We start from the raw sequence: 12,265 nt of genomic DNA, 5'->3' as shown, positions 1-12,265 counted from the left end.
CCGAGGGCGGTGCTGTGACAATCGGGACCATGGAAAGCAGCAGCGCCACCTCGCCGGGCAGCAGCCGGCGCGAGGCCACCCGGCAGAAGCTCTACGAGGCGGCCGTGACCCTCATCGCCGAGCAGGGCTTCTCCGCCACCACGGTGGACGAGATCGCCGAACGCGCGGGGGTCGCGAAGGGCACGGTCTACTACAACTTCGCCAGCAAGTCCGTCCTCTTCGAGGAGCTGCTGCGCCATGGTGTCGGGCTCCTCACCGCGTCGCTGCGCGAGGCCGCGGAGCAGGCGGCGCGCGAGGGTCGCGGCCGGGTGGACGCCCTGGACGCGATGATCCGCGCGGGGCTCGCCTTCATCGACCGCTACCCGGCCTTCACCCAGCTCTACGTGGCCGAGCTGTGGCGTACCAACCGGGCCTGGCAGTCGACGCTGCTGGTGGTGCGGCAGGAGGCCGTCGCGGTGGTGGAGGGGGTGCTGCGCGAGGGCGTGGCGAGCGGTGAGTTCAGCGAGGAGATCGACGTGCCGCTGACCGCCGCCGCGCTGGTCGGCATGGTGCTGGTGGCCGCGCTGGACTGGAAGTCGTTCCAGCCCGAGCGCTCCCTCGACGACGTGCACGCGGCCCTGTCCCGGCTGCTCCAGGGGCGCGTGAGCGGCCGCCCCTGAGGCACCGGGCCGCGCCCGCGCACGAAGAACGCCGGTCCGTGGTGGCCGCGTCCCCCGCGGGCCACCGTCGGACCGGCGCCTTCTCCCCCGTACGTCCCCCGGCGGTACGACCGTCCCAGGTCGTGCCCGCGGGCTCCCCCGTGCCTCGCTCCCGCCGGCCACGGCCGACGGAAGGAGCGGATCGTGGGCCCGGCTCCGTTCCGGCGCCCCGTGTCGCCGGTCCTCGGCCGTGCCCCTCTCCGTGCCTCCACTCTCTCGTTCTCGCAGGTCGGGGCCCATCCGCGCGCGTACTCATCTGACGGACTAGGTAGCCGTACTCAGGGGTGCGCACCCCGGCCCACGGCGGCATGCCGTCGACCGGTCACGCGCGCGCCCGTCCCGGTACTCAGGCTCCGGTCCGCCGCCGGCCGTTCCCGCAGGTGGACGGGGTGCCCTCCCCTGGAGCGGGACGGTCGGCGGCGGATAAAGTCCCTGGCATGGCACGGATTGCGGTGATCGGCGCCGGGATGGGCGCGATGGCGGCCGCCGCCCGGCTGGCCGTCGCGGGCCACCGGGTGGTGGTGTACGAGCGGACGACGACGTACGGCGGGGCCCTGCGCCGTTTCGAGCGGGACGGGTTCTCCTTCGACACCGGTCCCGGTCTGCTGCCGTTGCCGGCGGTCTGGCGCGATCTGTTCGTCAAGACCGGCAAGGAGCCGCTGGAGTCCTGTGTCGAGCTGGTCCAGGTCGACCCCTCGTCACGACACGTGTTCGCGGACGGCACGGAGCTCTCGCTGCCGAACGCCTCGCGGGCCGGCGTGGTCGCCGCCCTGGACGCGGCGCTCGGTGAGGACACCGGGCAGCGCTGGGGCGACTTCCTGGTGCGGGCGCGGGAGACCTGGGACCGCACCCGCCGCCCCCTCCTGGAGGAGCCCCTGTGGCCGAACTGGGAGGTGCTGGCCGCGCGTGAGCCCTATCCGGCGGTCCCGCACAGGCGCCTGCTGCGCACCCGCCGGGCCGGCACCCTCGCCGAGGTCGGCGCCTGGGAGCTGCGCGACCCGCGGCTCGCCGCCCTCCTGGAGAGCCACGCGCTGGCGTACGGCCTCGACCCCCGTACCGCCCCGGCGAACGCCGCGGTACTGCCGTACATGGAGTACGCCTTCGGGACGTGGTACGTGCGCGGCGGCGGTCTGCGGGAGCTGGCGCGGGCGGTGTACGAGCGGTGCCTGGCCCGCCGGGTCGAGTTCCGCTTCGAGGCCGAGGTCGCGGGGGTCGTCGTGAAGGACGGCCGGGCGGCCGGCGTGGAGCTGGCCGACGGTGCCGTGCACGAGGCCGAGTTCGTGGTCGCCGGGGTGGCGCCGGACGTGCTCGACCGCCTCTGCGGGGACGCGGAGGTGCGGGGTGACGGCGAGGTGGCGCCGCAGCGCGGTGCGGCGAGCCGGCTGACGGTGCTGCTGGCGCTGCGGGGCGGCCGTCCGGAGGGGGCGGCGCACCGGACGGTGGTGCATTCCCCGGACCGCGCGGCCGAGTTGGACTGCCTGTTCGGGGCGACGCCCGGCATGGCCGCGCGGCCGACGGTGACGGTGCTCCGGCCCGACGACGCGGCCCTGGTCCCGGACGCGGAGCACGAGGCTCTCACGCTCACCGCGGTGGTGCCCGCCCTGGGCAGCGACTCCGACTGGGCGGCGACAGAGGTCTTCGGCCTTCAGGCCGAGCGGCTGATCGATGTCGCCGAGCGGGCGGTGCCCGGCCTGCGCGACCGTCTGCTGTGGCACGAGGTGCGCACCCCGGCCGGGGTCGCGGCGGCCACCGGCGTGGCCGACGGCGCGGTCCCGGTGCCGGCGCTGGCGGGGTCGGAGGGACGTCTGCTGCACCCGGCGAACGGCACGCGCACGCGGGGACTGTTCACGGTCGGGGGCTGGTCGCATCCCGGTGGGGGTCTCCCGCACGCGGGCATGTCGGGCGCGCTGGTCGCCGGACTCGTCGTGGAGGGACCGGCGTTCCAGGGCTCCCGGTGAGCGGCCCAGGGCCGGTCACCGGGCGGACCGGAGGCGGTCAGTAGCGGTACTGCTCGTCGTAGCCCTGGCCCTGCGTCTGACCGTTGCCCTGGTGCGGGTAGGTCTGCTCGGGCGGGAGTTCACCGCCGTAGGGGTCGTCGGTGCTGCGCTGCTGCGGCACCCAGACGCCGCCGGCGGGGGTCTCCCCGCCGTAACCGCCGGGCGTTCCGGTGGCGTACGGGTCCTGCCCGTAGCCCTGCTGGCCGTACTGCTGGCCGCCCGCCGTGTCGTAACCGCCCGTGTCGTAGGAGGCCCCGCCGTAGGTGTGGGTGCCGATGTACGGGTCGGAGTAGGCGGCGTACTGCTGCTGACCGCCGGTGTCGTACCCGTAGCCCTGCTGGCCGTAGCCGGAGTAGTCGTAGGCGTAGGCCTGGTCGGCGCCCTGGGCGGCCGGTGCCTGCTGGTCGTGGCCGTAGCCGGTGTCGGCGTACACGCCGTAGGACCCCGTGTCGTCCGGCATGGGCTGCGGCTCGTAGACGGCGGTGGTCTCGGCGGCCGTGGGGTCGACGGGGCGGGCCGGGGTGAAGACGTCGTCGCGGTCGTAGTCGTCGTGGCCGTAGGGGAGGCCGCCCTGGCCCGGCCCCTGGGCCTGCGCGAGTCCGTCGTCGTAGGCGTCCCGGCCGTCCGGGCCGCTCCCGGCCGCTTCGAGGCCGGAGACCTCCAACGTCGGCTCCTGGCGGCCCCGTTCGGGACGGCCGCGCCGGGCGGCGAGGCCCGCCGGGGCGTTGACCGCCCACCCGGCCTCGAAACCGCGGCGGAACGACAGCGTGACGTAGGTCTGGCCGACCGCGAAGGCGGCCGCGCCCAGCCCGATGACGATGACGTTCGACATCAGCACACCGGCCACGACACCGAGGAAGCCGCCGAAGGCGAGCAGCCGCCAGCGCAGCCGCGCCTTGTACTGCAGCAGCACCTCGCCGAGCAGCCACAGTGCGACGATGCCGAACGCGATGTAGAGGACCGCCCAGCCCATGTACGCCCCTCTCCCAGTGGCCGCTACGCAGTGTGTCGCAAGTATGTGCGGCCGGTCTAGGCCCGCGGTGAGTGGTGCAGGCCCAGGTTCTCGTAGATTTCCAGGGTCGCCGTGGAGTTGTTCAGCGTGATGAAGTGCAGTCCGGGCACACCCTCGGCCAGCAGCCGCGCGCAGAACTCCGTGGCGAACTCGATACCGATGGAGCGTACAGCGGCCGGATCGTCCTTGGCTGTGAGGATCCGCTCTTCCAGCTCGGCCGGGAACGAGGCGTTGCTGAGCTTCGGCAACCTCTCCAGCATCTTCACACTGGTCACCGGCATCACCTCGGGGATGACCGGGGTCTCGCAGCCGGCCGCGGTGACCCGGTCGCGCAGGCGCAGGTAGGACTCCGGCTGGAAGAACATCTGCGTGATCGCGTAGTCGGCGCCGGCCCGGCACTTGTCGACGAAGCGCGCGACGTCCGTGTCCCAGTCGGCGGAGCGCGGGTGCATCTCCGGGAAGGCGGCGACGCCGACGCAGAAGTCGCCCGACTCCTTGATGAGTTCGACGAGTTCGGCGGCGTAGGTCAGGCCCTCGGGGTGCGCGATCCAGTCGCCCATGGGGTCCCCGGGCGGATCGCCGCGCACGGCCAGCATGTTGCGGATCCCGGCGTCGGCGTACTGGCCGATGATGTTGCGCAGCTCGGCGATGGAGTGGTCGACCGCGGTGAGGTGGGCGACCGGGGTCAGCGTCGTGTCGGCGACGATCTGCTGGGTCTCCCTGACCGTGCCGGCGCGCGTGGAACCGCCGGCGCCGTAGGTCACGGAGACGAAGTCCGGGGCGACCGCCTCCACCCGCCGCAGCGCGCTCCACAGGTTCTTCTCGCCCTTGGGCGTCTTCGGTGCCGAGAACTCGAACGAGCAGGTCGTCTTGCCGGTGGCCAGGATGTCGCGCACGGTGCGTGCGCGATCCGTCCTGGTGGATGCGGTTCCGAGGGCCATACGGGCAGGTTAGTCAGGGGGCGGCGGTCACCCAACCGGATGCGGGAGATTTGTCCGCATTGTCGATTTGTTGTCCATCCTTTGGACACATGCCTCCGGCTACGACCTGGCGCATCCGTCTCGCTACGCCTGGCGCAGCCGCTTCGCGAAGTCGGCCGCCGCCGCGCCCGGGTCGTCGGCGCCGGTGATCGCGCGGACCACGACGACGCGCCGGGCACCGGCCTCCAGGACCTCGTCGAGATTGCCCAGGTCGATGCCGCCGATGGCGAACCAGGGGCGGTCGGTGCCCAGGGACGCCGTGTACCGCACCAGGTCGAGGCCGGGCGCGTGCCGGCCGGGCTTGGTGGGGGTCGGCCAGCACGGGCCGGTGCAGAAGTAGTCCACGCCGTCCTGGACGGCGGCAGCGGCGGCCTCGGAGTCGGCGTGGGTGGAACGGCCGACGAGGACGTCGTCACCGAGGATCGCGCGGGCGGCGGGCACCGGGAGGTCGCCCTGGCCGAGGTGCAGCACGTCGGCGCGGGCGGCGTGGGCGACGTCCGCCCGGTCGTTGACCGCGAGGAGCTTGCCGTGGCGGGCGCAGGCGTCGGCGAAGACCTCGAGGTGCTCCAGTTCCTCGGCCGCCTCCATGCCCTTGTCGCGCAACTGCACGATGTCGACGCCGCCGGCCAGCACCGCGTCCAGGAACTCGGGCAGGTCGCCCTGTCCGCGGCGGGCGTCCGTGCAGAGGTAGAGCCGGGCGTCGGCGAGCCGGGCGCGGGCGGTGCTGGCGTCTGGTGCGGGCATGCGGGTTCCCCCAGGTCGGTGGCGTGGGCCCGCGAGCGGGCGCACGGCCTCGGTTGACGGGCCTCGGCGGCCCCACGGTGCGGGTGTCTCGTCACCCCGTCCGGCCCCTCGGGCGGACACGGCCGGCGGCCCGGGGCCGGTACAGCCCGGCACCGAGGGTCGGGCACCGGCGAGGGCCGCAGGCACGCGGAAGGCGGCGCCGCCGCCCCCGGTCGGGGCAGCGGGCCGGACCGTACCGCACCCGGGTGCCGGGCGCGAGGACGGGTCAGGTCAGACGGCGAGCGCCTGGGCGCGGCGCTTCACCTCCGTGCCGCGGTTCTCGCTCAGCGCCTGGGCGGGGGTGCCGGGCAGGGACGGGTCCGGCGTGAAGAGCCACTCCAGCATCTCCTCGGCCGTGAAGCCGTCGTCCCGCAGCAGCGTCAGGGTCCCGACCAGGCCCTTGACCACCTTGTCCTCGTCGATGAAGGCCGCCGGGACGTGCAGCGCGCGGTTCTCGCCGCGGCGGACGGCGATGAGCTGGCCTTCCCTGATCAGCTGGCGTACGCGGGTCACCTCGACGCCGAGCATCTCGGCGATGTCGGGGACGGTGAGCCAGGCAGGCACGAGCGCGTCGGTCTTTGCGTCAATCTCGGTCACGCCCACAAGCCTGCCATCCGGCACTGACAGTGGGAAACCGGACCCGTCCGTCACGGCATCCGGGCCGGGGGCGGAAGGCCTCGGAAAGATACGGAAGGGCTAGGCCGTCGCCGCCTTGAGCGGTCTCGCCGGGTCGGTCAGCAGCCGCGGGTCCATCCTCGTGCCCGCCTGGATCAGGCGTCTGCCCTGCGCCAGGTCCCGGGGACGGCCGACCGCCAGCAGGGCGACCAGGCGGTCCTCGCGCAGCCAGCAGACCGACCAGGCGGGCCCCGCGGGGTCACCGCGCCAGAGGGTGGCGTCGGCGGCCGTGTGGTGGCCGGCGTACTGGACGAAGCGGCCGAACTGCTCGGACCAGAAGTACGGCACGGGGTCGTAGGCCTCGGGGGCCTCGTCGGCGGGGGCGCCGACGATGGCGGCGGCGACCGTGCGCGGGCCCTGGAGGGCGTTGTCCCAGTGGTGCACCAGCAGCCGCTCCCCGTAGCGGGCGGAGGGGAAGGACGCGCAGTCGCCGACCGCGTAGACGTCCGGTGCGGAGGTGCGCAGGCGGTCGTCGGCCGGCACGTCGCCGTGTTCGCCGAGGTCGATCCCCGAGCCGGCGAGCCACGCGGTGGCGGGCCGGGCGCCGATGCCGACGACGACCGCGCCGGCGGGCAGCCGGGAGCCGTCGTCGAGGACCACGTGCCCCGTCCCCCCGTCCGCGGCGGGCTCGACGCGCTCCACGCGCGCGTGCGTGCGCAGCACGGCGCCGGCTTCGGCGTACCAGGCGGCCATCGGCGCGGCGACCTCGGCGGGCAGCGCGCCGGCGAGGGGCCGGTCGGCGGCCTCCACGACGGTCACCGCGCAGCCCGCCTCCCGCGCGGCGGTGGCGAACTCGGCGCCGATCCAGCCGGCGCCGACGACCACGATGTCGTGCTGCCGGGCCAGCACCGGGCGCAGCCGTTCGGCGTCGTCCAGGGTGCGCAGCAGGTGCACGCCGGGCACGCCCTCGGCGCCGGGGAGCCGGACCGGTTCGGCTCCGGTCGCGAGGACCAGGGCGTCGTAGGGCACGGGTCCGGCGGAGGTGTCCAGGAGGTGGGCGCCGGGACGGACGCCCAGGGCCTCGCAGCCGAGCCGCAGGGTGATGTCGAGTGCCTCGAAGTCGACGTCGAAGGCGGAGCCCTCGGCGGTGCCGAGCAGGACGGCCTTGGACAGCGGGGGCCGGTCGTACGGCTGGTGCGGCTCGGCTCCGATCAGGGTCACGGTGCCGGTGAAACCCTGCTCCCGCAGGGCGACGGCGGTCTGCACGCCCGCCATGCCCGCGCCCACGACGACCACACGGCGCTCCGTGTCCGCCGCCCGTTCCCGGGTCTGCTCCTGCGTCTGCTCGCTCACCTGATCACCTTAGACACCTGACGTTCTGTCAGTCAGTGCTCGTGCGGAGTGACCTGCTCCACAACGCTCGTCCCGCTGCCCGGCCGCGACTCCCACTCCCAGGTCTCCTCCAGGCGCACCCGGCCGTCGGGCAGCTCGACGACGGTCGAGACGCAGTGGCCCGAGGACGTGCCGCCGTCGGTCCCGAGCTGCACGTACCGGAAGTCGAGCCGGTCGCCCTCCCGGGTGCCCACCAGGCGACCGAGGACCACGTCGCCGCCCGCGTACTCGGCCCACACGGCGCCGTCCCGCTCGTGGTAGCCGAACCGGGTGCGGGTGCCCACCTGGCCGGGCGCCTGGTCGGCGACCGGGGCGAGGACGAGACCGTCGAGTGAACGCGCCATGGGCACGGGCTCCCTTACACGTGTGCTGGGCCGCGGGCTAGGGTGGCCAACGTAAGGCACTCGCGGGAGCCCGGACGCACCGGGCTGAGAGGGAGGCTGGCGGCCTCCGACCGTACGAACCTGATCCGGGTCATGCCGGCGAAGGGAGGGGCTGGACGCCCATGTCGTCTCCGTCACACACGTCGTCCCGTGCATCCGACGTCCTGGTCGTCGGCGGCGGGATCATCGGCCTGGTCACGGCCTGGCGGGCCGCGCAGCGCGGGCTGGCCACGGCCCTCGTCGACCCGGAGCCGGGCGGCGGGGCCGCCCAGGTGGCGGCCGGGATGCTGGCCGCCGTCACGGAACTTCACTACGGCGAGCAGACCCTGCTCGCCCTGAACCTCGCCTCGGCCCGCCGCTACCCCGAGTTCGCCGCCGAGCTCGCCGACCGCACGGGCCACGACCTCGGCTACCGCCGCTGCGGCACCCTCGCCGTCGCGCTGGACGCCGACGACCGCGCCCACCTGCGGGAACTGCACGCGCTCCAGCAGCGCTCGGGGCTGGAGGCCGAGTGGCTGTCGGGGCGCGAGTGCCGCCGCCTGGAACCGATGCTCGCGCCGGGCGTGCGCGGCGGGCTCCGGGTGGACGGCGACCACCAGATCGACCCCCGGCGGCTGGCCGCCGCGCTCCTGGCCGCCTGCGAGGGCGCGGGCGTGGTGTTCCACCGGGTGTGGGCCGAGCGGCTCGCCATCGGGCGCGGGGAGCGGGCCACGGGGGTGGTCACGGCCGACGGGACGGTGCTGGAGGCCGGGCAGGTGGTGCTGGCCGGGGGCAGCCTGAGCGGGCGGCTCGCCGGGGTCCCGGACGACGTGCTGCCGCCGGTGCGGCCCGTGAAGGGGCAGGTGCTGCGGCTGGCGATGCCGGCGGCGCACGGGCCCCTGCTGAACCGGACGGTCCGCGCCGTGGTGCGCGGCAACCCGCTCTACCTGGTGCCCCGGGAGAGCGGCGAGCTGGTCGTCGGCGCCACCAGCGAGGAGCTGGGCTGGGACACGACGGTGACCGCGGGCGGCGTCTACGAGCTGCTGCGCGACGCCCACGAGCTGGTCCCCGGCATCACCGAGCTGCCCCTGACGGAGACCCGCGCAGGCCTGCGCCCGGGGTCCCCGGACAACGCCCCGCTGCTGGGCCCGACCGGCCTGGAGGGGCTGCTGCTGGCCACCGGGCACTACCGCAACGGCGTCCTGCTCACCCCCGTGACCGGTGACGCCATGGCGCACGTCCTGACCACCGGGGAGCTGCCGCCCGAGGCCCGGCCCTTCACCCCGCGGCGTTTCAGCGCCGCTCCCGCACTCTCGGAGCAGCCCGCATGAACATCTCCGTCAACGGCGAGCCGCGCGAGGTGGCTCCCGGCACGGCCCTGGACGCCCTGGTGGGCACGCTCACCGCGGCGCCGTCCGGAATCGCCGCCGCCCTGAACGAGACCGTCGTCCCGCGCGCGCGGTGGTCCGCCACCGCCCTGGCCGACGGCGACCGCGTCGAGGTCCTCACCGCTGTCCAAGGAGGCTGACCATGGCCGACGATCCCTTCGTCCTCGGCGGTACGGCGTACGCGTCCCGCCTGATCATGGGCACGGGCGGGGCGCCCAGCCTCGATGTGCTGGAGCGGGCTCTCCTGGCCTCCGGCACGGAGCTGACGACCGTCGCGATGCGGCGGGTGGACGCCTCGGTGCACGGATCCGTGCTGTCCGTGCTGGAGCGGCTCGGCATCCGGGTGCTGCCGAACACGGCCGGCTGCTTCACCGCCGGGGAGGCCGTCCTCACCGCCCGGCTGGCGCGCGAGGCGCTCGGCACGGACCTGGTCAAACTGGAGGTCATCGCCGACGAGCGCACCCTGCTGCCGGACCCGATCGAGCTGCTGGACGCGGCGGAGACGCTGGTCGACGACGGGTTCACGGTGCTGCCGTACACGAACGACGACCCGGTCCTGGCGCGGAAGCTGGAGGACGTCGGCTGTGCGGCGATCATGCCGTTGGGCTCGCCGATCGGGTCCGGGCTCGGTATCCGCAACCCGCACAACTTCGAGCTGATCGTGGAGCACGCGCGCGTGCCGGTGATCCTGGACGCGGGGGCCGGTACGGCGTCCGACGTGGCGCTCGCGATGGAACTGGGGTGCGCGGGGGTGATGCTCGCGTCGGCGGTCACGCGGGCGCAGGAGCCGGTGCTGATGGCCGGCGCCATGCGGGCCGCGGTCGAGGCGGGGCGGTTGGCCCGGCGGGCGGGACGGATCCCCCGGCGGCGTTTCGCCGAGGCGTCCTCCCCCACGGAGGGCATGGCGGCGCTGGACCCGGAGCGGCCCGCTTTCTGAGCACCGGCACGCGGGTCCGCCGCTCCGGTGGGGTACGTCACAGGTGCGCTGCAGTACCGCTCCCGATCGCCGACGGCGACACGGGGTGTCCGTGGTGGCTCGTACACTCACCTGCGTGGACACGACCCTTCAGGACCCCCTCGTCGGGCAGCTGCTCGACGGCCGGTACCGCGTCGAGGCGCGGATCGCGGTCGGCGGGATGGCCACGGTCTACCGGGCCGTGGACACCCGCCTGGACCGCGTGCTCGCGCTGAAGGTGATGCACCCGACGCTCGCGACCGACGCCACCTTCGTGGAGCGCTTCATCCGGGAGGCGAAGTCCGTCGCCCGGCTCGACCACCCCAACGTGGTGCAGGTCTTCGACCAGGGTGCCGAGGGGGCGTACGTCTACCTGGCGATGGAGTACATCGCCGGCTGCACCCTGCGCGACGTGCTGCGCGAGCGCGGGGCGCTCCGGCCGCGGGCCGCGCTGGACATCCTGGAGCCGGTGCTGGCCGCGCTCGGCGCCGCGCACCGGGCCGGGTTCGTGCACCGCGACATGAAGCCGGAGAACGTGCTGATAGGGGACGACGGCCGGGTCAAGGTCGCCGACTTCGGGCTGGTCCGGGCCGTGGACACGGTGACGCACACCACCGGGTCCGTCCTCGGCACCGTGTCCTACCTCGCGCCGGAGCAGATCGAGCACGGCACCGCCGACCCGAGGGTCGACGTGTACGCCTGCGGTGTCGTCCTGTACGAGATGCTGACCGGCGGCAAGCCCCACGAGGGCGACTCCCCGGCCCAGATCCTCTACAAGCACCTCCACGAGGACGTCCCGCCGCCGTCGGCCGCCGTCCCGGAGATGGCGTACGAGCTGGACGAGCTGGTCGCGACGGCCACCGCCCGCAACCCCGAGATCCGTCCGCACGACGCCGTGACCCTGCTCGCGCAGGCGCGCGTCGCACGCGCGGCGCTGAGCGCTGAGCAGCTGGACGCGGTGCCGCCGCAGGCGATCGGCGGCGAGCACGACAACGCCGAGGACCGCACGAGCGTGATCCCGCGCGCCCTGACCTCCCCGGTGCGCCCGCTGCCCGTCGACGAGGACGGGGGCGGCGACCGGGCCCACGCGTTCCCCGCGGACGGCATCGACCGCACCAGCCGGCTGACCGCTCCCCCATCGCCGCCGCCCCGGCGCCGGCGCCCGGAGCTGCGGCGCGGCCCGCTCGCGATCGTCGTCGCCGTCCTGCTGGTCCTCGGGGTCGGCACGGGCGTCTGGTACATCAACTCCGGCCAGTTCACCAAGGTGCCGGCGCTGCTGTCCAAGAGCGAGGCCGAGGCCCGGGACCGGCTGGAGGACTCCGGCCTGGACGTCGGCAAGGTCCGGCACGCCTACAGCGACACGGTGGAGCGCGGGAAGGTCATCAGCACGGACCCCGGCGCGGGCGCCCGCATCCGCAAGAACGACTCGGTGTCGTTCACGATCTCCGACGGCCCCGACACCGTGAAGCTGCCGGACATCGCGGGCTACCGGCTGGACCGCGCGCGGACCCTGCTGAAGGACGAGGGACTGGAGCCGGGCATGGTGACCCGGGAGTTCAGCGAGGACACCCCCAAGGGCTTCGTGGTCTCCACCGAGCCGGCCACCGGCACCACCGTGCGGGCCGGCTCGGCGGTCGCCCTGGTCGTCAGCAAGGGCAGCCCCATCGACCTCCCGGACGTCACCGGTGACGACCTGGCCGACGCGAAGGCGGAGCTGACCGAGGCCGGTCTGAAGGTGAAGGTCGCCTCCGCGCAGGTGCACTCCGAGTACGACCGGGGCCAGGTCGCCCGGCAGACGCCGGACCCGGGCAGCCGGGCGGCCGAGGGCGACACGGTGACGCTCACGGTGTCCAAGGGACCCGAGATGATCGAGGTGCCGGACGTGGTCGGGGACAGCGTCGACGACGCCAAGCGGAAGCTCGGGGAGGCCGGCTTCGAGGTGGACGAGGACCGGGGTCTGCTCGGGCTGTTCGGCGACACCGTGAAGGACCAGTCCGTGGACGGCGGGGACACGGCCCCCAAGGGCTCCACCATCAGGATCACCATCAGGTGACGGCTCTCGCGGTCCGGAGCGGCGGCCAGG

Annotated in this window: 12 protein-coding genes and 1 riboswitch; of the genes, 6 read left to right on the top strand and 6 right to left on the bottom strand. The window is 74.4% G+C overall.

What is annotated here, in order from left to right; all coding sequences use genetic code 11:
• Positions 1–29: 29 nt before the first annotated feature.
• Together ACGF5T_RS20080 and ACGF5T_RS20075 are read left to right on the top strand one after the other, a co-directional pair.
• Positions 30–659 (top strand): TetR/AcrR family transcriptional regulator, encoded by a 630-nt coding sequence (locus ACGF5T_RS20080; RefSeq protein WP_356610570.1) that lies wholly within the window; start codon positions 30–32, stop codon positions 657–659.
• Between the two features lie 476 nt (positions 660–1,135).
• Positions 1,136–2,656 carry an NAD(P)/FAD-dependent oxidoreductase gene (locus ACGF5T_RS20075; protein WP_366767898.1) on the top strand — a complete coding sequence of 507 codons (1,521 nt, stop codon included), beginning with the start codon at positions 1,136–1,138 and terminating at the stop codon, positions 2,654–2,656.
• Between the two features lie 37 nt (positions 2,657–2,693).
• On the opposite strand, the gene ACGF5T_RS20070 is transcribed toward ACGF5T_RS20075, so the two are convergent.
• The 6 genes from ACGF5T_RS20070 to ACGF5T_RS20045 all read right to left on the bottom strand — a co-directional run bounded on the left by ACGF5T_RS20070 (position 2,694) and on the right by ACGF5T_RS20045 (position 7,821).
• Complete coding sequence (locus ACGF5T_RS20070) at positions 2,694–3,668, bottom strand: hypothetical protein (RefSeq protein WP_356610572.1); 975 nt, start codon at positions 3,666–3,668, stop codon at positions 2,694–2,696.
• Between the two features lie 56 nt (positions 3,669–3,724).
• Positions 3,725–4,648 (bottom strand): methylenetetrahydrofolate reductase [NAD(P)H], encoded by a 924-nt coding sequence (metF, locus tag ACGF5T_RS20065; protein ID WP_356610573.1) that lies wholly within the window; start codon positions 4,646–4,648, stop codon positions 3,725–3,727.
• Between the two features lie 123 nt (positions 4,649–4,771).
• A complete protein-coding gene (gene thiE / locus ACGF5T_RS20060; RefSeq protein WP_356610574.1) occupies positions 4,772–5,431 on the bottom strand; it encodes a thiamine phosphate synthase in 660 nt (219 codons plus the stop codon).
• 270 nt (positions 5,432–5,701) lie between these two features.
• Positions 5,702–6,067, bottom strand: a complete 366-nt coding sequence (locus ACGF5T_RS20055; protein ID WP_356610575.1) for an Rv2175c family DNA-binding protein — start codon at positions 6,065–6,067, stop codon at positions 5,702–5,704.
• A 99-nt stretch (positions 6,068–6,166) separates the two neighbouring features.
• Entirely contained in the window at positions 6,167–7,438 is a 1,272-nt protein-coding gene (locus ACGF5T_RS20050) for an NAD(P)/FAD-dependent oxidoreductase (protein ID WP_392888637.1), read from the bottom strand.
• Positions 7,439–7,470: 32 nt separating this feature from the next.
• Entirely contained in the window at positions 7,471–7,821 is a 351-nt protein-coding gene (locus tag ACGF5T_RS20045) for a hypothetical protein (RefSeq protein WP_361011656.1), read from the bottom strand.
• Between the two features lie 52 nt (positions 7,822–7,873).
• Positions 7,874–7,985: riboswitch (TPP riboswitch) on the top strand.
• On the opposite strand from ACGF5T_RS20045, the gene thiO reads away from it, so the two are divergent.
• The 4 genes from thiO to pknB all read left to right on the top strand — a co-directional run bounded on the left by thiO (position 7,983) and on the right by pknB (position 12,235).
• Positions 7,983–9,170 (top strand): glycine oxidase ThiO, encoded by a 1,188-nt coding sequence (gene thiO / locus ACGF5T_RS20040; RefSeq protein WP_361011653.1) that lies wholly within the window; start codon positions 7,983–7,985, stop codon positions 9,168–9,170. It overlaps the preceding riboswitch by 3 nt.
• The gene (gene thiS / locus ACGF5T_RS20035; RefSeq protein ID WP_366767897.1) at positions 9,167–9,367 is read left to right on the top strand and encodes a sulfur carrier protein ThiS; all 201 of its coding nucleotides are present in this window, start codon (positions 9,167–9,169) and stop codon (positions 9,365–9,367) included. Before thiO ends, thiS begins: the two co-directional genes overlap by 4 nt.
• A 2-nt stretch (positions 9,368–9,369) precedes the next feature.
• The gene (locus ACGF5T_RS20030; RefSeq protein WP_361011650.1) at positions 9,370–10,164 is read left to right on the top strand and encodes a thiazole synthase; all 795 of its coding nucleotides are present in this window, start codon (positions 9,370–9,372) and stop codon (positions 10,162–10,164) included.
• A gap of 115 nt (positions 10,165–10,279) precedes the next feature.
• Entirely contained in the window at positions 10,280–12,235 is a 1,956-nt protein-coding gene (pknB, locus tag ACGF5T_RS20025; RefSeq protein ID WP_366767896.1) for a Stk1 family PASTA domain-containing Ser/Thr kinase, read from the top strand.
• Positions 12,236–12,265 lie beyond the last annotated feature (30 nt).

The sequence above is a fragment of the Streptomyces sp. NPDC047853 genome, assembly GCF_043204535.1.
Classification (GTDB): domain Bacteria; phylum Actinomycetota; class Actinomycetes; order Streptomycetales; family Streptomycetaceae; genus Streptomyces.
This window is presented reverse-complemented; position numbering and strand designations above follow the sequence as displayed.